At 72.5% G+C, this 20,042-nt stretch carries 21 protein-coding genes; 15 read left to right on the forward strand and 6 right to left on the reverse strand.

Annotated features, from left to right (window positions below):
- The first annotated feature begins 26 nt into the window (after positions 1-26).
- Together ACFYXA_RS15650 and ACFYXA_RS15655 are read left to right on the forward strand one after the other, a co-directional pair.
- Entirely contained in the window at positions 27-1,244 is a 1,218-nt protein-coding gene (locus ACFYXA_RS15650) for an alpha/beta hydrolase (protein WP_389032803.1), read from the forward strand.
- 57 nt (positions 1,245-1,301) lie between these two features.
- Complete coding sequence (locus ACFYXA_RS15655; RefSeq protein WP_389032806.1) at positions 1,302-2,171, forward strand: DUF4429 domain-containing protein; 870 nt, start codon at positions 1,302-1,304, stop codon at positions 2,169-2,171.
- An 11-nt stretch (positions 2,172-2,182) separates the two neighbouring features.
- Here ACFYXA_RS15655 and ACFYXA_RS15660 read toward each other — a convergent pair whose 3' ends face one another.
- Positions 2,183-2,641: a MerR family transcriptional regulator gene (locus ACFYXA_RS15660; protein WP_352244956.1), complete on the reverse strand. Its 459-nt coding sequence runs from the start codon at positions 2,639-2,641 to the stop codon at positions 2,183-2,185.
- Between the two features lie 95 nt (positions 2,642-2,736).
- On the opposite strand from ACFYXA_RS15660, the gene ACFYXA_RS15665 reads away from it, so the two are divergent.
- Complete coding sequence (locus tag ACFYXA_RS15665; RefSeq protein ID WP_352244957.1) at positions 2,737-3,207, forward strand: GNAT family N-acetyltransferase; 471 nt, start codon at positions 2,737-2,739, stop codon at positions 3,205-3,207.
- Between the two features lie 17 nt (positions 3,208-3,224).
- The gene (locus ACFYXA_RS15670; RefSeq protein ID WP_351098685.1) at positions 3,225-4,049 is read left to right on the forward strand and encodes a serine hydrolase domain-containing protein; all 825 of its coding nucleotides are present in this window, start codon (positions 3,225-3,227) and stop codon (positions 4,047-4,049) included.
- A gap of 12 nt (positions 4,050-4,061) precedes the next feature.
- On the opposite strand, the gene ACFYXA_RS15675 is transcribed toward ACFYXA_RS15670, so the two are convergent.
- Positions 4,062-4,718: a pirin family protein gene (locus tag ACFYXA_RS15675; RefSeq protein ID WP_389033422.1), complete on the reverse strand. Its 657-nt coding sequence runs from the start codon at positions 4,716-4,718 to the stop codon at positions 4,062-4,064.
- 84 nt (positions 4,719-4,802) lie between these two features.
- Here ACFYXA_RS15675 and ACFYXA_RS15680 point away from each other — a divergent pair, with 84 nt between their 5' ends.
- The 5 genes from ACFYXA_RS15680 to fabF all read left to right on the forward strand — a co-directional run bounded on the left by ACFYXA_RS15680 (position 4,803) and on the right by fabF (position 9,769).
- On the forward strand, positions 4,803-6,011 hold the full coding sequence (locus ACFYXA_RS15680; RefSeq protein WP_351098683.1) for a helix-turn-helix domain-containing protein: 1,209 nt from the start codon (positions 4,803-4,805) through the stop codon (positions 6,009-6,011).
- Between the two features lie 89 nt (positions 6,012-6,100).
- A complete protein-coding gene (locus ACFYXA_RS15685) occupies positions 6,101-7,039 on the forward strand; it encodes an ACP S-malonyltransferase (RefSeq protein ID WP_352244958.1) in 939 nt (312 codons plus the stop codon).
- 9 nt (positions 7,040-7,048) lie between these two features.
- Positions 7,049-8,050 carry a ketoacyl-ACP synthase III gene (locus ACFYXA_RS15690; RefSeq protein ID WP_389032813.1) on the forward strand — a complete coding sequence of 334 codons (1,002 nt, stop codon included), beginning with the start codon at positions 7,049-7,051 and terminating at the stop codon, positions 8,048-8,050.
- A 103-nt stretch (positions 8,051-8,153) separates the two neighbouring features.
- Complete coding sequence (locus ACFYXA_RS15695) at positions 8,154-8,402, forward strand: acyl carrier protein (RefSeq protein ID WP_030341284.1); 249 nt, start codon at positions 8,154-8,156, stop codon at positions 8,400-8,402.
- A gap of 86 nt (positions 8,403-8,488) precedes the next feature.
- Positions 8,489-9,769 (forward strand): beta-ketoacyl-ACP synthase II, encoded by a 1,281-nt coding sequence (fabF, locus tag ACFYXA_RS15700; protein ID WP_351098681.1) that lies wholly within the window; start codon positions 8,489-8,491, stop codon positions 9,767-9,769.
- A gap of 79 nt (positions 9,770-9,848) precedes the next feature.
- Here fabF and ACFYXA_RS15705 read toward each other — a convergent pair whose 3' ends face one another.
- Positions 9,849-10,343 (reverse strand): DUF3145 domain-containing protein, encoded by a 495-nt coding sequence (locus tag ACFYXA_RS15705; protein WP_351098680.1) that lies wholly within the window; start codon positions 10,341-10,343, stop codon positions 9,849-9,851.
- A 282-nt stretch (positions 10,344-10,625) separates the two neighbouring features.
- Here ACFYXA_RS15705 and ACFYXA_RS15710 point away from each other — a divergent pair, with 282 nt between their 5' ends.
- Together ACFYXA_RS15710 and ACFYXA_RS15715 are read left to right on the forward strand one after the other, a co-directional pair.
- Positions 10,626-11,525, forward strand: coding sequence for an SGNH/GDSL hydrolase family protein (locus tag ACFYXA_RS15710; RefSeq protein WP_352244960.1), 900 nt, complete (start codon positions 10,626-10,628; stop codon positions 11,523-11,525).
- 200 nt (positions 11,526-11,725) lie between these two features.
- On the forward strand, positions 11,726-12,697 hold the full coding sequence (locus ACFYXA_RS15715) for an aldose epimerase family protein (protein WP_389032819.1): 972 nt from the start codon (positions 11,726-11,728) through the stop codon (positions 12,695-12,697).
- A gap of 166 nt (positions 12,698-12,863) precedes the next feature.
- On the opposite strand, the gene ACFYXA_RS15720 is transcribed toward ACFYXA_RS15715, so the two are convergent.
- Complete coding sequence (locus ACFYXA_RS15720) at positions 12,864-13,661, reverse strand: EI24 domain-containing protein (RefSeq protein ID WP_389032822.1); 798 nt, start codon at positions 13,659-13,661, stop codon at positions 12,864-12,866.
- 218 nt (positions 13,662-13,879) lie between these two features.
- On the opposite strand from ACFYXA_RS15720, the gene ACFYXA_RS15725 reads away from it, so the two are divergent.
- Positions 13,880-15,034 carry a serine hydrolase domain-containing protein gene (locus ACFYXA_RS15725; protein WP_389032825.1) on the forward strand — a complete coding sequence of 385 codons (1,155 nt, stop codon included), beginning with the start codon at positions 13,880-13,882 and terminating at the stop codon, positions 15,032-15,034.
- An 82-nt stretch (positions 15,035-15,116) separates the two neighbouring features.
- Here the strand turns inward: ACFYXA_RS15725 and ACFYXA_RS15730 are convergent, their stop codons facing one another.
- On the reverse strand, positions 15,117-16,139 hold the full coding sequence (locus ACFYXA_RS15730; protein ID WP_352244964.1) for an NADP-dependent oxidoreductase: 1,023 nt from the start codon (positions 16,137-16,139) through the stop codon (positions 15,117-15,119).
- A gap of 99 nt (positions 16,140-16,238) precedes the next feature.
- Here ACFYXA_RS15730 and ACFYXA_RS15735 point away from each other — a divergent pair, with 99 nt between their 5' ends.
- Complete coding sequence (locus ACFYXA_RS15735) at positions 16,239-16,676, forward strand: MarR family winged helix-turn-helix transcriptional regulator (RefSeq protein ID WP_389032829.1); 438 nt, start codon at positions 16,239-16,241, stop codon at positions 16,674-16,676.
- A gap of 26 nt (positions 16,677-16,702) precedes the next feature.
- On the opposite strand, the gene ACFYXA_RS15740 is transcribed toward ACFYXA_RS15735, so the two are convergent.
- Positions 16,703-17,614: a hypothetical protein gene (locus ACFYXA_RS15740; RefSeq protein WP_389032832.1), complete on the reverse strand. Its 912-nt coding sequence runs from the start codon at positions 17,612-17,614 to the stop codon at positions 16,703-16,705.
- Between the two features lie 244 nt (positions 17,615-17,858).
- Between ACFYXA_RS15740 and ACFYXA_RS15745 the strand changes: the two genes are divergently transcribed.
- Together ACFYXA_RS15745 and ACFYXA_RS15750 are read left to right on the forward strand one after the other, a co-directional pair.
- Complete coding sequence (locus ACFYXA_RS15745) at positions 17,859-19,019, forward strand: mandelate racemase/muconate lactonizing enzyme family protein (protein ID WP_351098672.1); 1,161 nt, start codon at positions 17,859-17,861, stop codon at positions 19,017-19,019.
- Positions 19,016-20,020, forward strand: a complete 1,005-nt coding sequence (locus tag ACFYXA_RS15750) for an alcohol dehydrogenase catalytic domain-containing protein (protein WP_352244967.1) — start codon at positions 19,016-19,018, stop codon at positions 20,018-20,020. Before ACFYXA_RS15745 ends, ACFYXA_RS15750 begins: the two co-directional genes overlap by 4 nt.
- The last annotated feature ends 22 nt before the right edge of the window (positions 20,021-20,042 follow it).

The following is a 20,042-nucleotide window of genomic DNA, read 5'->3' on the forward strand; positions in this document are numbered from 1 at the left end:
TCCCGTTCTCCTAGTGTGTCCTTCCAGTGACTTCCTTCGACTCCACTCCCCCGCTCAACATGGGGCGGCTGCTGCTCGCCCTCGCCGTGGTCTTCGTGATGCTGGCGACCACCGGCTGGACCGCCGTACACCACCAGCGGGAGAGCACCGCCCTGCGCGCGTCGCTCACCGCCTGGGAAGAGGGCCGCGTCGACGGACGCGCGCTGCCGGACCCGTCCGCGGCCCCCGGTCGGCTCGCCCGGTTCTTCGCCACCCTCACCGCGGCCCAGCGCACCACGCTCGCCCACCGCTACCCGCTCGCCGTCGGCAACATGAACGGCGCCCCGGCCGAGCTGCGCTACCTCGCCAACCGCATGGCGCTGCGGGAGCAGGTGCGCGTCGAGCGCGCCCGGATGCACGACGCCCGGCTCTCCCCCGCCGGCCAGCACGAGGCCGGGCGGCGCATGCAGCGCTACGAGTCGATGAGCGACCGCGACCGCAAGATCCTCGCCTTCGACCCGGACGGCGCCGGCCGCGCCGCCGAGGTCTTCGGCGACCTCGACAGCGCCCAGCGGATCTCCGTCGTGGTCCCCGGCGTCGACACCGCGCTGCTCACCTTCCAGCGCACCTACCGCAAGTACTCGGCGCCCGTCGGCATGGCCCAGGCGCTGTACGCGGCCGAGCGGGAGGCGAGCCCTGAGACGCGGACCGCCGTGATCGCCTGGGCCGACTACACCTCCCCCGCCGGCCTCGGCATCGACTCGGCCACCGCGATGCGCGCCGAGTCCGGCGCCACCCGGCTGAACGCCCTGGTGCGCGCCCTGCCCGGCGTCTCGCCCGTCTCGCTGTTCTGCCACAGCTACGGCTCCGTGGTGTGCGGGGTCGCCGCGCACACGCTGCCGGAGCGGGTCAGCGACATCGCGGTGGCCGGCAGCCCCGGCATGCGGGTGGAGAGCGCGGTCCAGCTGCGCACCTCCGCCCGGGTGTGGGCGATGCGGGACGCCGACGACTGGGTGCAGGACGTGCCCTACCTGGAGCTCGGCGGCCTCGGGCACGGCGCGGACCCGGTGTCGTCCGGGTTCGGCGCGCGGGTGCTGTCCGCGCGGGAGGCCGAGGGCCACGCCGGCTACTTCGAGCCCGGCACGGACAGCCTGCGCAACTTCGCCGGCATCGGCGCCGGCGTGTACGACTCGGTGCGCTGCGCCGCGGAGGATGACGCCTGCCGGGAGGATCTGTCCGGCGCAACGACGGCGGGACGCGCGTAGAGGCGCAGAAACAGCGGTGTGCGCGAGGAGGGACGGAAAAAGCCGGTGCCGCATACGATGAGCCGCATGGGTGACGTACTGGCCGGATTTCATGCCGCCTGGGAGTTCGAGTCCGACTCCGTCCTCATCCGCTACGAACGGGGGATACGCACACCGAAGCTGCTGTCGGCGCTCGGGGAGCGCCGGATCCCGCTGGCGGCGATCGAAGGCGTGACGCTGGAGCCCGGCAGACGCGGGACCGCGGTGCTGCGCATCCGACCGCGCGAAGGCGCGGACCCGCTGATCGAGGCTGCGGCGGGGCAGCTGAAGGAGTCCTGCGACCCCTACCGGCTGGTGCTGCCGGGCGAGCGGGACGCGCTCGCGGAGTACTACGCCGACGAGCTGCGGGAGCGGCTCAGCGAGTCCGGGCCGGCCGACCGGTTCCTGGTGGCGGCCCCGAAGGCGCCGCTGTCGTTCAAGGCGTACGACGCGAAGGCGTCCTTCGACGGGCGGACCGTGCGGTTCCGGTGGTTCTGGACGGGCGCGTCGTCGGCCAAGTGGAAGGCGGGCGACCAGAGCTTCCCGGTGTCCGAGCTGAGCGGCGTGGAGTGGCGGTCGCCGGAGGTCTTCGAAGGCTACCTGCGGCTGCACCGCGGCGAGCACGCGCCCGCGGGGACCGACCAGGACCCCGCGACGGTGGTGTTCGGGCTCGGGTACGGGGCGGTGCACGAGTCGCTGCCGCTGGCGGCGGCGGTGCTGGCGGCCGTCCGCACGCGCGGGAGCACGCCGGCCGTCCCGGCGGCCGCCGTCCCCGCCGCGGACCCGCGCCGCCGGGACCCGGCGGACGTCGCCGACCGGATCCGCCACCTCGGCGAACTGCACCAGGCCGGGCTGGTCACCGACGAGGAGTTCACCGCGAAGAAGGCCGACCTGCTGGCCGAGCTGTAGGGACTTCCCCCTCACGCGCCCCGGGAGTAGTGCGTGATCTTGCGGTCGAGCACGGCGAGCGTGTCCTGGAGTTCGGCGATCCTGGCCTGGACGTCGCGCCGGGTCTCCTCCAGCAGTTCGCGCCGCTGCTCGTACGTGCTCTCGCCCTCGCGCACCAGCTCGGCGTACCGCACCATGTCGGCGACCGGCATACCGGTCAGCCGCAGCTTGCCGACCAGGTCGAGCCAGTCCAGGTCGCGGTTGCTGTAGCGGCGCTGGCCGGTGTGCGAGCGGTCGACGTGGGCCATCAGCCCGATCCGCTCGTACCAGCGCAGGGTGTGCGCCGTCAGGCCGGTGAAGGCGACCACCTCGCTGATCGTGTAGCGGTCCTGCCCGTCCGGGCGCGGATGGCCCGGCGGCGGTCCGGAGCAGACGTCTGCGGAGCTCTGGCTGCGCTCGGTGGTCACGGGCGTGGTCTGCAACACCGTCATGGCCCCACGCTATGACCTTCAAGTGCGCTCCAGGCAAGCGGGAACGGTAAGAATCGGAAAGACGCGGCCGGATCCCACCGGTTAGCTTGCGGGGCATGAATGCCGTACGCCGGGCCCTGCCCGAGGACGCCGCCGAAGTGCTGAGGCTGCGCCAGGTGATGATCGACTCCCTCGCCCCCAGCGCCGGACCCGTCGACTGGCACGCCGAGTCCCTGCCCGGGCTGCGCCGCCGGCTGGCCGAACCGGACGGTGACTTCGGTGCGTTCGTCGTGGACTGCCCCGAGCGGCCCGGGAAGCTGGCCGCGTTGGTGGTCGGCACGGTCGAGTACCGGATCGGGCGGGCCGGCAATCCGCACGGCGCCGTCGGGTACGTCTTCAGCGTCGCGACGGACCCGCAGGCCCGGCGCAGGGGGCACGCGCGGGCGTGCATGGACGCGCTGCTGGACTGGTTCCGCGAGCGGGGTGTGCGCCAGGTCCACCTCACGGCGTCCCCCGAGGCCGAGCCGCTGTACGCCTCGCTCGGCTTCAGGCCCAAGCCCGACCCTCTGATGGAGCTGCTCCTTTAGCCGCATAGGCTCGGGGCATGTCGTCGCAGAGCCTCGCGCTGATCGAGAACTGGCCCGTCCCCTCCGCCGCGGCGGGTGTCGTGCGGGCCGACGGGACGGTCCTCGGGACGCACGGCCCGGCCGGGCGGCGCTTCCCGCTGGCCTCGGTCACCAAGCCGCTCGCCGCCTACGCCGCGCTGGTCGCCTACGAGGAGGGGGCGATCGAGCTGGACGAGCCGGCCGGGCCGCCCGGGGCGACCGTGCGCCATCTGCTCGCGCACACCTCCGGGCTCGCCTTCGACGAGCACCGGGCGACCGCCGCGCCCGGGGAGCGGCGGCTGTACTCCAACGCCGGGTTCGAGCAGCTCGGCGACCACATCGCCAAGGCCACGGACATCGACTTCGGGGAGTACCTGCGGCAGGCGGTGCTGGAGCCGCTGGGGATGGCGTCCACCTCGCTGGAGGGGTCGCCCGCGAAGGACGGCGTCTCGACCGTGGAGGACCTGCTGCGCTTCGCGGCCGAGGTGCAGGCGCCCCGGCTGCTGGACCCGCGCACGGTCGCCGAGGCGATGAGCGTGCAGTACCCGGGCACGAAGGGCGTCCTGCCCGGCTACGGCCACCAGAACCCCAACGACTGGGGCCTCGGCTTCGAGATCCGCGACTCCAAGTCCCCGCACTGGACCGGCGGTTCCTCCTCGCCGCGCACGTTCGGCCACTTCGGGCAGTCCGGTACGTTCCTGTGGATCGACCCCGACGCGCGGCTGGCGGCCGTCGCGCTCACGGACCGCGCGTTCGGCCCGTGGGCGGTCGAGGCCTGGCCGGCGTTCACGGACGCGCTGCTGACGGAGCTGCGGGAGGGCTGAGTCCCGGCCCCCTCAGCCGGCGCGCATCTCCCAGACCAGGAGCTCGGCCGGCGTGAGCGCCAGCACCCGGACCTCGCCGGCGTCCGTGAGGCGCGCCGCGTCGCCGGGGCCCAGCCGCTCGCCGTCCAGGCTCACTTCGCCGCGTACGACATGCACGTACCCGTGCGACCCCGTCGGCGCCGCCGCCCGCTCCCCGGCCGTCAGCCGCCGTACGTGCAGGGTCGCGCCGGCCCGCGGGACGGCGTACGGGGTGGAGTCGGCGACGCTGCGGACGATCTCGTAGGACGGGTCGCCGCCGGGCTCCAGCGGGGTCAGCCACATCTGGACGAAGGCCAGGGGGACTTCGGCGTCGTTGCGCTCGGTGTGGCGCACCCCGGCCGCCGCGCTGAGCCGCTGCACGTCCCCGGGGCGGACGGTCGCCTCGTGGCCCTCGGAGTCGCGGTGGGTCAGCTCGCCCTCGACCACCCAGGTCACGATCTCCGTGTGGCTGTGGGCGTGTTCGCCGAAGCCCGCGCCGGGCGCGAGCCGCTCCTCGTTGCAGGCGATCAGCGCGCCGAAGCGGAGGTTGCCGGGGTCGTAGTGGGCGCCGAAGGAGAAGGCGTGCCGGGTGTCGATCCCGGCCTCGGGATCACCGCCGCGGTAGCGCTCTCCGGCGCGCCGTACGTCCATCACGCGACCCACGCTATCGGGCGGGCGAAGCCCCCCGGCAACCCACCGGCGCGGCCCGCCGTCCCGATAAGGCAGTCTTGTCCCGTGCCCGAATCCCACTCCGAACCCGAAGCCCGCCACCGCCGAGCGGCAGCGCACCCGCACACCGCGACCCTGAAGCGGCTGGAGAAGTCCTCCGGAAGTCTCGCCGCCCAGGCGATCGCGCGGATGGACGAGACCCTGCCGTGGTACCGGGCGATGCCCCCGGAGAACCGTTCCTGGATCGGGCTCGTCGCCCAGGCGGGCATCGCCGCGTTCACGGAGTGGTTCCGGCACCCGGACGCCCCGCAGGCGATCTCCACGGACGTCTTCGGGACCGCCCCGAGGGAGCTGACCCGGGCGATCACGCTCCGGCAGACGGTGGAGATGGTGCGCACCACCATCGAGGTCATGGAGTCCGCGATCGACGAGGTCGCCGCTCCGGGCGACGAGAGCGTGCTGCGCGAGGCGCTCCTCGTGTACGCCCGTGAGATCGCCTTCGCCACCGCCCAGGTGTACGCGCAGGCGGCCGAGGCGCGCGGCGCGTGGGACGCCCGGCTGGAGTCCCTCGTCGTCAACGCCGTGCTCAGCGGGGAGGCCGACGAGGGGGCCGTCAGCCGGGCCGCCGCGCTCGGCTGGAACGCTCCGGAGAACGTGTGCGTGGTGCTGGGCACCGCCCCGGACGGCGACTCGGAGCTGACGGTGGAGGCGATCCGGCGGGCCGCCCGGCACGCCAAGCTCCAGGTGCTCACCGGGGTGCTCGGCTCGCGGCTCGTCGTCATCGCGGGCGGCAGCGACAATCCGCTGGCGGTGGCCAGGTCGCTGATCGGCCCGTACGCGGCGGGCCCTGTGGTGGCCGGGCCCGTCGTGCCCGACCTGCTGGCCGCGACCCGGTCCGCGCAGGCCGCCGCGGCGGGACTGAAGGCGTGTTCCGCCTGGCAGGACGCCCCGCGTCCGGTCCTGGCCGACGATCTGCTGCCGGAGCGGGCGATAGCGGGCGACCCCGGAGCCCGCGAGCAGTTGGTGGAGGAGATCTACAGACCGCTGGAGGAGGCGGGGTCCGCGCTGCTGGAGACGCTCTCCGTCTACCTCGAACAGGCGTCCAGTCTGGAGGGTGCGGCCCGGATGCTGTTCGTCCATCCCAACACCGTGCGCTACCGGCTTCGACGTGTGACTGACGTCACCGGCTGGTCGCCTTCGGATGTACGCTCGGCGTTCACCTTGCGCATCGCACTGATCCTGGGGCGTCTGGTCGATGGAGATCCCCAGACCTAGGCTTTTGTCGGGGGCCCACAAAACCCCCTGCCGTTCTTCGTCCTTGTCCCCACGGGCGGCCGTGGCCGCCCTCAAGAGAGAGTGTGAGAGTGCTCGTACTCGTCGCTCCCGGCCAGGGCGCTCAGACGCCCGGCTTCCTGACCCCTTGGCTCGAACTGCCCGGCGCCGCCGACCGCGTCGCCGCGTGGTCCGACGCCATCGGACTGGACCTCGTTCACTACGGCACGCAGGCCGACGCGGACGCCATCCGTGACACCGCGGTGGCGCAGCCGCTGCTCGTCGCCGCCGGAATCCTGTCCGCCACGGCACTCGGTGCCGTGACCCCGGGCGCCGTCGCGGGCCACAGCGTCGGCGAGTTCACCGCCGCAGCGTTCGCCGGGGTCCTCGACGACACCGCCGCGCTGACCCTCGTACGCAAGCGCGGTCTGGCCATGGCCGAGGCCGCCGCGATCACCGAGACCGGCATGTCGGCGCTGCTCGGCGGCGACCCGGAGGTCTCCGTCGCGCATCTGCGGAAGCTGGGGCTGACCCCGGCGAACATCAACGGCGCGGGCCAGATCGTGGCCGCGGGCACGCTGGAGCAGCTCGCCGCGCTGAACGAGGACAAGCCCGAGGGCGTCCGCAAGGTCGTCGCGCTCAAGGTGGCCGGCGCCTTCCACACGCACCACATGGCCCCCGCGGTCGAGACGCTCGCGACCGCCGCCAAGGAGGTCACCCCCGCCGACCCGACGGTCGCCTACGTCTCCAACAAGGACGGGCGGACCGTGGCGTCCGGCGCGGAGATCCTCGACCGGCTCGTCGGCCAGGTCGCCAACCCGGTCCGCTGGGACCTGTGCATGGAGACCTTCAAGGAGCTCGGCGTCACCGCGATCGTCGAGGTGTCCCCCGGCGGGACCCTGGTCGGTCTGGCCAAGCGCGCGCTGCCCGGCGTGCGGACGCTGGCGCTGAAGACCCCCGACGACCTGGACGCGGCCCGCGAGATCATCTCCGAGACCGTGACGCCCGCCGCCGACGCGGCGGGTGCGTGAGGAGCCCTGATGGCGAAGATCAAGCCCAGTAAGGGCGCCCCCCACGCGCGCATCATGGGCGTGGGCGGCTACCGGCCCACCCGGGTGGTGCCCAACGAGGTGATCCTGGAGACGATCGACTCCTCCGACGAGTGGATCCGCTCGCGCTCCGGCATCCAGACCCGGCACTGGGCGAACGACGAGGAGACCGTCGCCGCCATGTCCGTGGAGGCCGCCGGCAAGGCGGTCGCCGACGCGGGGATCACCGCCGAGCAGATCGGCGCCGTGGTCGTCTCGACGGTCTCGCACTTCAAGCAGACCCCGGCCGTCGCCACCGAGATCGCCGACAAGCTGGGCACCGCCAAGGCCGCCGCGTTCGACATCTCGGCGGGCTGCGCCGGCTTCGGCTACGGCCTGACCCTCGCCAAGGGCATGGTCGTCGAGGGCTCCGCGGAGTACGTCCTCGTCATCGGCGTGGAGCGGCTGTCCGACCTGACCGACCTCGAGGACCGGGCCACCGCCTTCCTGTTCGGCGACGGCGCGGGCGCGGTCGTGGTCGGCCCCTCGCAGGAGCCGGCGATCGGCCCGACGGTCTGGGGCTCCGAGGGCGACAAGTCGGAGACCATCAAGCAGACCGTGCCGTGGACGGACTACCGCACCGGCGAGGTCGCCAAGTTCCCCGCCATCACGCAGGAGGGCCAGGCGGTGTTCCGCTGGGCCGTCTTCGAGATGGCGAAGGTCGCCCAGCAGGCGCTGGAAGCGGCCGGCATCGGCTCCGACGAGCTGGACGTCTTCATCCCGCACCAGGCCAACGAGCGGATCATCGACTCGATGGTGAAGACCCTGAAGCTCCCGGAGTCCGTCACGGTCGCCCGTGACGTGCGCACCACCGGCAACACCTCGGCCGCCTCGATCCCGCTCGCGATGGAGCGGCTCCTGGCGACCGGCGAGGCGAAGAGCGGCGACACCGCGCTCGTCATCGGATTCGGGGCGGGTCTCGTCTACGCCGCGACGGTCGTTACCCTCCCCTAGGCACTCCGTGCCGGATCATGCGGTCCGGTACGGGAAACGCACCACCTGCCGCCACCCGCGGCGGGCGCCACACCCTGAAGAACACCAACGAAGGAGCGCCGACATGGCCGCCACTCAGGAAGAGATCGTCGCCGGTCTCGCGGAGATCGTGAACGAGATCGCCGGGATCCCGGTTGAGGACGTCCAGCTGGACAAGTCCTTCACCGACGACCTTGACGTCGACTCCCTGTCCATGGTCGAGGTCGTCGTCGCCGCCGAAGAGCGCTTCGACGTCAAGATCCCGGACGAGGACGTCAAGAACCTCAAGACCGTCGGCGACGCGACCGACTACATCCTCAAGCACCAGGCCTGAGCCACTGCTTGGGCCGGACGCTCCGGCCCGCCCCGCCACCCGGCGGTGGCGCCGCTGAATCCTCGCAAACGTTGGAGAAGGAATCCGTGAGCCCGACCAATCGCACCGTGGTCGTCACCGGTATCGGCGCAACCACACCGCTGGGTGGCGACGCAGCCTCTACCTGGGAGGGCCTGGTCGCCGGCAAGTCCGGCGTCAAGCCCCTGGAGCAGGAGTGGGCGGCCGACCAGGCCGTCCGTATCGCGGCCCCGGTCGCCGTGGAGCCCACCGAGGTCATCCCGCGGCCCCAGGCCCGCAAGCTGGACCGCTCGGCGCAGTTCGCGCTGATCGCGGCTCAGGAGGCGTGGAAGGACGCCGGTTTCGAAGGCAAGGCCGGTGAGTCCACCGAGGGCGCCTCGGTCGACCCCGACCGGCTGGGCGCGGTCATCGCCTCCGGCATCGGCGGCGTCACGACCCTGCTGGACCAGTACGACGTGCTGCGGGACAAGGGCGTACGCCGGGTCTCGCCGCACACCGTGCCCATGCTGATGCCGAACAGCCCGTCCGCCAACGTCGGTCTGCTCGTGGGCGCCCGCGCGGGCGTGCACACCCCGGTCTCCGCCTGCGCGTCGGGCGCCGAGGCCATCGGCTACGCCATCGAGATGATCCGCACCGGTCGCGCCGACGTCGTCGTCGCGGGCGGCACGGAGGCGGCGATCCACCCGCTGCCGATCGCCGCGTTCGGCAACATGATGGCGATGTCCAAGAACAACGACGACCCGCAGGGCGCGTCGCGTCCCTACGACGTCGCCCGTGACGGCTTCGTCCTGGGCGAGGGCGCCGGTGTGATCGTCCTGGAGTCGGCCGAGCACGCCGCCAAGCGCGGCGCGCGGGTGTACGCCGAGGCCGTCGGCCAGGGCATCTCCGCCGACGCCCACGACATCGTGCAGCCCGAGCCGGAGGGGCGGGGCATCTCGCACGCCCTGCAGAACCTGCTGGAGCGCACCGACCTGAACCCGGCGGAGATCGTGCACGTCAACGCGCACGCGACGTCGACCCCGGCCGGTGACATCGCCGAACTGAAGGCGCTGCGCAAGGTCTTCGGCGACGACACCGACCACATGGCCGTCTCGGCGACCAAGTCGATGACCGGTCACCTGCTGGGCGGCGCGGGCGGTGTGGAGTCGGTGGCGACGGTCCTCGCGCTGTACCACCGGGTCGCTCCGCCGACCATCAACGTGGAGAACCTCGACCCGGAGGCGGAGGCCAACGCGGACGTCGTTCGGGGCGAGGCGCGCAAGCTGCCCGTCGAGGGCCGTATCGCGGCGCTCAACGACTCGTTCGGGTTCGGCGGGCACAACGTGGTGCTGGCGTTCCGGACGGTCTGAGAAGTCCTCAAGACGCCGAGTGGCCCGAACCCCGGGGTGGGGTTCGGGCCACTCGGCGTCGCGGCGTCTCGTGGGCCGGTCACACGACCTGGTGCAGCCAGCGCACCGGGGCTCCCTCGCCCGCGTATCTGAACGGTTCCAGTTCGTCGTCCCACGGCTTGCCGAGCAGCTTGGACACCTCGGCCTCCAGGTCGCTCTCCTCGCGCCGGCTGCGCAGCAGGGCCGCGCGCAGGCGGTCCTCCGGGATCAGGATGTCGCCGTGGATGCCGGTGACGGCGTGGAAGATGCCCAGGTCGGGGGTGCAGCTGTAGCGCTCGCCCTCGGCGCCGGCGCAGGGCTCGGCGGTGACCTCGAAGCGCAGCAGGTGCCAGCCGCGCAGCGCGGACGCCAGTTTGGAGGCGGTGCCGGCCTGGCCCTGCCAGGAGAACTCCGAGCGCCAGGTGCCGGGCGCGGCGGGCTGCCGGATCCAGTCGAGGTTGACGCGCGTGCCGAGCACCCCGGCGACGGCCCACTCGACGTGCGGGCACATCGCGCGCGGCGCGGAGTGCACGTACAGAACTCCACGTGTCGTCACCGGGACCTCCGGGCAGAGCGGGACAGTCTTGCAGGCTGGCGTGGCGGCGGCGGCAGGGCAGCCGCTTTGAGGGCGAGGCTACCGTGCGGCGGCGCAAGGAGTGTGACGTACCGTCGGTCCCGATGTCGTGAAACGTGTGCCATTCACCCGGCAGGACGCCTGTGCGGGTGCGATCGGGTCGCTTCCGGTCGCCGTCGGGAACTCCCGGACGTTGTCATGGGAGAGGGACCGGGTGCGGCGCGTCGCACGCGAGCCGGACGAGGAGCGAGGGGGTCACCGGGGATGCGGAAGGGAATCCGGCGCGGGCGGGCGGTGCTCGCGGTCACCACGGCGGCCGTGCTGTGCCTGGCCGGCTGCGACGCCCTGGGCGGGGGTGGCCCGGAGGCGCCGGGCGCGCGGCAGAGCAAGCCGGCGCCGACGCCGTCGCCGTCCTTCGTGTGGGACCGCAGCCCTGAGTCGATCGCCGCGGTGGGCGACTCCATCACCCGGGGGTTCGACGCCTGCGCGATCCTGACGGACTGCCCGGAGGTGTCGTGGGCGACGGGCGGCAACGCGGAGGTGAACAGTCTGGCGGTCCGTCTGCTGGGCGCCGGCAAGGCGGCGACGCACAGCTGGAACCACGCGGTGACCGGGGCGCGGATGGCGGATCTGCCCGCGCAGATGGCGCGGGCCGCGGCGGACAAGCCGCAGTTGGTGACGGTGATGGTGGGGGCGAACGACGCCTGCCGGGCGACGGCGGCGGCGATGACGCCGGTGGCGGACTTCCGCGCCGCGTTCGAGGACGCGATGCGCACGCTGCGCCGTGCCGCGCCGAAGACGCAGGTGTACGTGGCGAGCGTGCCGGACCTGAAGCGGCTGTGGTCGCAGGGCCGGACCAGCGCGCTGGGCAAGCAGGTGTGGAAGCTGGGGATCTGCCCGTCGATGCTGGGCGACGCGGACGCGCTGGACGCGGCGGCGACGCTGCGGCGGGACACGGTGCACAAGCGGGTGGAGGACTACAACACGGTACTCGCGGAGGTGTGCGCGAAGGACCCGCGGTGCCGATTCGACGGGGGCGCGGTGTACGACTACCGCTTCGGCACCGACCAGTTGAGCCACTGGGACTGGTTCCACCCGAGCGTGAACGGCCAGGCGCGCCTCGCCGAGATCGCCTACCGCAAGGTCACCGGCGCGACCGCGTGACTGGGCCTGTCCGGCGGATCAAGTCGCAGGAAAGCGACGGGGGCTTGTCAGTGCCGGTGAGCGGGGCTTGGTGCGTGCAGCTGCAAGGCGGAGGAGGGAGTCGACGCGGCGCGTCGGCGACCGACGACAACGCGGCAGATGCCCGTGCCAAGCCCCGCGTCTGCGGCATGATCCGCCGGACAGGCCCTAAGGTCTCGCTCATGAGCGAACACTTCGGAACACTTTCCGACGGCACACCGGTGCATCGCTGGACCCTGGAGCGCGCGGACGTGCGCGTGCGGGTCCTGACGTACGGCGGGATCGTGCAGTCGGCGGAGGTCCCGGACCGGGAGGGGCGGACGGCGGACGTGGTGCTGGGGTTCGCCGCCCTGGACGGGTACCTCGCGCATCCGGAGCCCTATCTGGGCGCCCTGGTCGGCCGGTACGCGAACCGGATCGCGCGCGCAGGCTTCCCGCTGGACGGGCGGACGTACGCCCTCGCCCCGAACAACGCCCCGAACTCCCTGCACGGCGGTGAGCGCGGCTTCGACAAGCGGGTGTGGGAGGCGGAGCCGGTCGAGCACGGGGTGCGGCTGAGCCGGGTCAGCCCGCACGGCGAGGAGGGCTTCCCGGGCCGCCTGGAGGTGTCGGCGACGTACACCCTCGACGCGTCGGGCGCGCTGCGGATCGCCTACGAGGCGGTCACGGACGCGCCGACGGTGGTGAACCTGACCAACCACAGCTACTTCAACCTCGCCGGATCCGGGCCCGCGGGCGGGCACGAACTGCGGCTGGCCGCCTCCCGGTACACCCCGGTCGACGCGGACCTGATCCCCGAGGGCGCGCCGGCGGAGGTCGAGGGCACCCGCTTCGACTTCCGCGCGTCCCGCAAGGTGGGCGACGGCTACGACCACAACTTCGTGCTCGACAAGGGCGTCACCGACACTCCGGTGGAGGCCGCCGAGCTGCACGACCCGGCGTCCGGACGGGTGATGACGGTGTCGACGACCGAGCCGGGCATCCAGGTGTACACCGCGGACCACCTCGGCGAGCCCTTCGCCCCCGGCGCGGGCATCGCCCTGGAGACCCAGCACTTCCCCGACTCCCCCCACCGCCCGGACTTCCCGAGCACCGTCCTGCGCCCGGGTGAGGTGTACCGCTCGGAGACGGTGTACGGCTTCTCGGCGCGATAGGCCCGCGAGAACGCGCGAACCCCGGTCCAGGGGTCAGGTCCCGGACCGGGGCTGTTCTCGGGCGAGGAGTGCCGCGTCCGACGTTAGCCGTCGCGGTCGTCCCACGATCCCGCCTCGACCTACCCACCCGGGTTTCGTACGAACCCTTCACAAGGGGCGGGGGTCCTCACAGGGGCTGGGGCGCGGTGTCCGTCTCCTCGCGGTCCTCGCCGTCCGCGCTCTCCTCGCCCAGCAGGTCCCGCGCCATGAGGGTCGCGCCCGCGACCGCGCCCGGCATCAGGAACACCGCCACGAACGGCACCAGGAAGGCGAGGCCGAGCGGGGTGCCGAAGCCCCACACCAGGGGCTTGCGCGAGCGGAGCAGGGCGAGGCGGGCGCGCAGGTCGACGTTCCTGCGCTGGAGGGCGACGGCGGTGAGCTGCTCGGTGAGGAAGAAGCCGGTGACGAAGAAGCCGATCACCGGGACGACCGTCTGCCCGAGGAAGGGGATGAAGCCGAGGGCGAACAGCAGCACCGCCCACAGCAGCGCCCGGACCAGGATGCGCAGGCTGTCGCGGGCGGAGATCCACAGCTCGCGCCAGAGCGGCAGGCCGGAGGAGGGGGCGGTGCCGTCGGGTGAGACGTCACGGTCGACGCGCTCGGAGAGGCTCTCGTAGAAGGGCTCCCCGATGAGCAGCGTGACCGCCGTGAAGGTCAGGACGGACAGCAGCAGTGCGAGGGCGAACAGCACGGCGGTGAGGAAGCCGCGGAACAGGCCCTGCCAGGGGCCCGACCAGTCGTCGGCGAAGGGCGTCGCCCAGGCCGTGAAGTCGTCGCCCCACACCGCGAGGGCCACCAGCGCGCCCAGGTAGAGGACTAGCGTGATCAGTCCCGGCACCAGAGCGAACCCGTACTGCCTGCCGTGCCGGGCCACCCATCGCTGGCCCTCCATGAGGTACTTGAATCCGGCCCCGAGTTCTCGCATGGCCGCACTCTATCGGTCGTGCTCACATCAGCCGCGGGCGTCAGGGAGGGGCTGTGTAGGCCATCCGGGGCACAGGAGACACCGAGCCCCGTGTCACACAGTTGAGTCGATCGGGTAGACCTCGCCGTACCGATCCACGAAGCACGCGAGTACCCCCAGGTCGGGCAGGCTTTGATCACGATGGAACACGCAAGCAGCGGTCTGGTTGAGGAGCACGGATGACGCAGGAGATCCACGGCACCGTCGCGGACGGTTTCGAGGCGGCGCGGGAGGAGTTCGCCGCGTTCGTCGCGCAGGAGCGGCCGGGTTACGAGGGCCAGTTGTGCGCGTACGTGCACGGCCGCCGGGTCGTCGACCTGTGGACCGGGGACGGGGCGGGCGTGGACTCCCTCTACGGCGTGTTCTCGTCGACGAAGGGCGCGGCGCATCTGGTGGCCGCGCTCCTCGTGCAGGACGGCACCCTGGAGCTGGACCGCAAGGTCACCTACTACTGGCCGGAGTTCGGCAGTGAGGGCAAGGGCGCGCTGACCCTGCGTGAGCTGCTAGCCCACCGGGCGGGCGTGGTCGGCACGGACACCGGGTTCACCCGGCAGGAGCTGGCCGACGACCGGCAGCTCGCCGAACGGCTCGCCGACCAGCGGCCGTTCTGGCGTCCGGGGACCGCCTTCGGCTACCACGGGCTGGTCATCGGCGCGCTCGTCGGCGAGGTCGTGCGGCGCGCGACGGGCCGCACGCTGCAGGACGTCTACGAGGAGCGGGTGCGCGCCCCGTACGGGCTGGACTTCTTCCTGGGGCTGCCGGCGCGGCACGAGACGCGGTTCCGCAGCACGCAGCCGATGGCGCCGACGCCGGAGCAGCGGGCCCTGCTCGACCGGCTGGCCGGCGGCCCGCACTCGCTGTCGGCCATCGCCTTCAACCGCCACGCCGCCGAGCCGACCGATCTCGAACTGCTGCCGAACGACCCGCTGATCCGCGCCAAGGGCCCGGCCTCGGTGGGCGGGGTGGCATCGGCGCGAGGGCTGGCCGGGATGTACGCGGCGGCGATCAGCGAGGTCGGCGGGAAGGCGCCGCTGCTGAAGGAGGACACGGCGGCGGAGTTCGCGCAGTTCCACTCGGTGGGCTACGACCTGGTGTCGAGGGCGCACAAGTCGTTCGGGCTGGGGTTCCAGGCGACCGCGGACACCTGGTACCCGTTCCTCGGCGCGGGGTCCTTCGGGCACAGCGGGGCAGCCGGTTCGCAGGCGTTCGCGGACCCGCGCAGCGGTCTGGCCTACGGCTACACCCGCCGCCGGTTCGCCTTCCCCGGCGGGGCGGCCCCGGAGAACGCCCGGCTGGCGGCGGCGGTGCACGGGGCGGCGCTGGCGGCCGGCTAGGCACGGGCACGGGCTGTCCGTCACGGCGAAGGCCGCGCCCCGTGTCCGGGGGCGCGGCCTTCGCCGTGCGCGCGTGTGCCGCTCAGAGCTTCACGATCATCTTGCCGGTGTTGTCGCCGCGCAGGACGCCGAGGAACGCCTCGAGGTTGTTCTCGATGCCCTCGACGACCGTCTCGCGGTACTTCAGCTCGCCGGAGCGGACCCAGGCGCCGACCTCCTGGACGAACTGGGGCTGCAGGTCGTAGTGGTCGGAGACCAGGAAGCCCTGGATGTTGCCGCGGGTCTGGATGAGGCGGGTGAGGTTCCGCGGGCCGGGCGCGGGCTCGGTGTTGTTGTAGACGGAGATCATGCCGCAGATCGCGATGCGGCCGTGCTCGTTGAGCGCGCCGATCGCGGCCTCCAGGTGGTCGCCGCCGACGTTGTCGAAGTAGACGTCGACGCCGTCGGGGGCGGCCTGCTGGAGCTGCTCGGCCACGGGGCCGTTCTTGTAGTTGAAGGCCGCGTCGAAGCCGTACTCCTCCACCAGCAGCTTGACCTTCTCGTCGGAGCCGGCCGAGCCGATGACCCGGGAGGCGCCCTTGAGCTTGGCGATCTGCCCGACCTGGCTGCCGACGGCGCCGGCCGCACCGGACACGAACACCGAGTCGCCCTCCTTGAAGGAGGCGGTGCGCAGCAGGCCCGCGTAGGCGGTGAGGCCGGTCATGCCGAGGACGCCGAGGTAGGTGGACAGGGGCGCGGTGCCGGGGTCGACCTTGACGGCCTGCGCCGCGTCGAAGGTGGCGTACTCGCGCCAGCCGCCGAAGTGCAGGACGTGGTCGCCGACGGCGACGCCCTCGGCCTCGGAGGCGATGACCTCGCCCACGGCGCCGCCCTGCATGGCCTTGCCCAGCTCGAAGGGAGCGACGTAGGACTTGGCGGCGCTCATGCGGCCGCGCATGTAGGGGTCGACGGAGAGGTACTCGTTGCGGACGAGCACCTCGCCGGGGCCGGGCCGGCGGATCTCCGCCTCGGCCAGCTCGAAGTCCTCGGGCTTCGGCCAGCCGACGGGGCGGCTGAGCAGACGCCACTCACGGCCGGTGGCGGGAAGCGTGGGGGTCTCGGACATGGAGCCTTCCTTACGTGCTGAGCTCGTTCATTTCACTACCTGAAACAACCATGCTCCTGAATATTTCAGGATGTCAAATAAGCGGGTACCCTGGATCTCATGTCCACACCCCAGCAGACCCGCCGTTCCGACGATCCCACCCTGGAGGTCGTCGAGCTCATCGGTGAGGTGGTGGCCCGCTACCACGCGGACTACGAGGACGCCGCGGCCGTGCACTCGCTCACCGGCGCGCAGGCGAGGCTGCTCGGCCTGCTCTGCCTGGAGCCGCTGCCCATGCGGAAGCTGGCGAACCGGCTGAAGTGCGAGCCGTCCAACGTGACCGGCATCGTGGACCGGCTGGAGACCAGGGGCCTGGTGGAGCGCCGCCCCGACCCGTCCGACCGCCGCGTGAAACTGGCGGCGGTGACGAAGGAGGGCCATCAGGTGGCCCGGGACCTGCGCGAGTCGCTCCGCTTCGCCAGCGAACCCCTGGCGGGCCTGGCGGACGACGAACGAGAGCTGCTACGGCGTCTGCTGCGCCGCATGCTGGACCAGTGACGTGACGCCCGGCCGGGCGGGCAGCCTCAGGTGCACCACCACAGGAAACGGTTGCACGTTTCCGAGGGCGACGGCTTCGGGGCCGGCTGGGAGGTCGTCGGCGTGGCGCCCGGGGTGCGCGTCGGAACCGTCCGGGGGTCCCGCGCGGGCGCGGAGGACGCGCTGGATGCGGAGGGCGCCGTAGAGGCCTCGCGGGTCGGCGACTGCGTGTCCGACGCGCTGGGCGAGGGCGACGCCGAGGTCGGGGAGGCCGAGGAGGAGGCCGACGGGCTGGGCGAGGCGGCGGGGGCGGCGGCCTCACGGGCGTCGGCGTCGGCCGTGGCGGCGGGTGTGGACGAGTCGTCTTCGAGCGGCGAGGACTCCCCGTCGGCGGCCGCGGGGTTCGGCTCGGGCGATCCGGGCCCGTCGGCGCCGAGTTCGGCGACGCTCAGCCCGCCGGCCGCCAGGACGAAGCCGGCGGCGATCAGCACGGTCCGGCGACGACGTCTTCGATGGACGGCTGCTTTGCGGTCGCGACGACTCGCGTCGCTCTCGTCGGCCGACGCCGACCCGCGGCCCGCGTCCCGGACCCGACCGCTCCGGCCCTGCTCCCGCCGGCGGGCGGCACGCCCCTGCGCGGGGACGTCTTCGGCCGGCGCGGGGTCGTCGGCCACCGCTTCGGCCGCCTCCGCGCGGTCGGCGTGGCCGGGCTCCGGGGCGGGCGACTGCTGCCCGTACGGCTGCGGCTCGTAGGGCTCCGGTGCGTAGGGCTGCTGCTCGTAGGGCTGCCGCTCGTGCGGCTGCGGCCCGTACGGGTCCGGCCGGTAGGCGTCCGGGGGGTACGTCTCCCGCCCGTACGCCTCCGGCGCGTACGCGCCCTGCGGTTCAGCGGGTGCGCCGCACCCCGGGCAGGCGAGGGCGCCATTGAGGTGCCGTCGGCACGGGTGGCAGTAGTCCATGACGCGGGAAGACTAGGTTCCCAAGGTGTGGCGTTCCTAGGTCCCCCTGTGAAAGTTGTGTGGGAAACCAACGCCTCAAGGGCTTCCCCCAGCCGAAAAACGATCTCCCGCGATCGAAAGATCACCCGAAACTGCCGAAACCGTTATCTGTTCGACCCATTGACACTCCCCTCACGCCGTCCTTACTGTCACGCCAGCATTTCGAACGTGTGACGAAATCTCGAACAGCTGAGGGGCAACTTCCGTGCGCATCACTGGAATCAGCACACACGTGGTCGGGACGCCCTGGCGCAACCTGACCTACGTCCAGGTGCACACCGACGAGGGCATCACCGGTGTCGGTGAGACCCGCATGCTGGGCCACACCGACGCGCTGATCGGCTATCTGAAGGAGGCCGAGGCCAACCACATTCTCGGCTCCGACCCGTTCGCTGTCGAGGACCTGGTGCGCCGGATGAAGTACGGCGACTACGGCCGCGCGGGTGAGATCGTGATGTCCGGGATCGCCGTCGTCGAGATGGCCTGCTGGGACATCAAGGGCAAGGCGCTCGGCGTCCCCGTGTGGCAGCTGCTCGGCGGCAAGGTCACCGACAAGGTCAAGGCGTACGCCAACGGCTGGTACACCACCGAGCGCACCCCGGAGGCGTACCACAAGGCGGCCCAGGGGGTCATGGAGCGCGGTTACAAGGCGCTCAAGATCGACCCCTTCGGCACCGGCCACTACGAGCTGGACCACGAGAACACCCTGTACGCCGTCTCCCTGATCGAGGCCGTGCGGGACGCGATCGGCCCGGACGCCGAGCTGATGCTGGAGATGCACGGCCGCTTCTCCCCCGCCACCGCCGTCCGCCTGGCCAAGGAGCTCGCCCCCTTCAAGCCGGCCTGGCTGGAGGAGCCCTGCCCGCCGGAGAACCTGAAGGCGCTGGAGAAGGTCGCCGCCAAGGTGGACGTCCCCGTGGCCACCGGTGAGCGCATCCACGACCGGATCGAGTTCCGCGAGCTCTTCGAGAGCCAGGCCGTCGACATCATCCAGCCGGACGTCGGCCACATCGGCGGCATCTGGGAGACCCGCAAGCTCGCGGCGACCGCCGAGACGCACTACGTGCTCGTCGCCCCGCACAACGTGGGCGGGCCGGTGCTGACCGCCGCCTCCCTCCAGGTCGGCTTCACCTCGCCCAACTTCAAGATCCTCGAACACTTCAACGACTTCGCGGACGCGGAGATCAAGAAGGTCGTCAAGGGCGCCCCCGAGGTGGTTGACGGCTACTTCCACCTCTCCGACGCGCCCGGTCTCGGCGTCGAGCTGGACGTGGACGCGGCCGCCGAGTTCCCGCAACAGCAGGCCCGCTTCGACCTGTGGGCCGAGGGCTGGGAGCAGCGTAAGCCGAAGGGCTCCGGGAAGTGACCACCGCCGTCGTCGTCGAGGCGCCGGGCGAGCACCGGCTCGTCGCGCACACGCCGCGCGAGCCGGAGCCGGGCGAGGCGCTCGTGCGGGTCCACGCCGTCGGCATCTGCGGCAGCGACCGCGAGGTGTACCAGGGCAACCGGCCCGAGGGGTACGTCCGTTACCCGCTCACCCCGGGCCACGAGTGGTCGGGGACGGTCCAGTCGGTGGGCGCGGGGGTGCCCGCCTCACTGGTCGGCCGGAAGGTCGTGGGCGAGGGCTTCCGCAACTGCCAGGTCTGCGACCGCTGTCATGCGGGCGAGACGACGCTGTGCACGGACGGCTACGAGGAGACCGGGTTCACCCAGCCCGGGGCGATGGCCGCCACCCTCACCCTGCCGGCCCGGCTGCTGCACGTCCTGCCCGACGACGCCGACCTGACCGCCGCCGCCCTGCTGGAGCCGGCCGCCTGCATCGCGGCCGCCGCCCTCAAGGCGCACGCGGTGCCGGGCGAGAAGGTCGCCGTCGTCGGCACCGGGACGCTGGGCATGTTCGCCGTCCAGTTCCTCAAGGCGGGCTCGCCCGGCGAGCTGCTGGTGGTCGGCACCCGGCGGGACCGGGAGGAGCTCTCCCGGCAGTTCGGGGCGACCGGCTTCCGCACCCGGGACGAGGCGCTGCCCGACGACTTCGACGTGGTGATCGAGACGGCCGGGTCCGCGTCCGCCGCCCGCACCGCCGCCTCGCTGCTCCGGCGCGGCGGCCGGCTGGTCCTGACGGGCATCCCGGCGCCGGGCGCCGAGGGCCTCGACCCGACGGACCTGGTCGTACGGCAGCTGGAGGTGCACACCGTCTTCGGGGCGCCGCCGGACGCCTGGTCCCACACCGTCCGGGTGTTCGGGGCCGGACTGCTGGACCCGCTGCCGCTGGTCACGCACGAGCTGCCGCTCACGGAGTTCCCCGAGGCGATCGAGCTGGTGGGCTCCGGCGATCCGAAGGTGGGCAAGGTGCTGCTCCGGCCGTAGGCCACCCCCAGCCGTACGCCGG

The organism is Streptomyces sp. NPDC002566 (assembly GCF_042889585.1).
GTDB lineage: Bacteria > Actinomycetota > Actinomycetes > Streptomycetales > Streptomycetaceae > Streptomyces.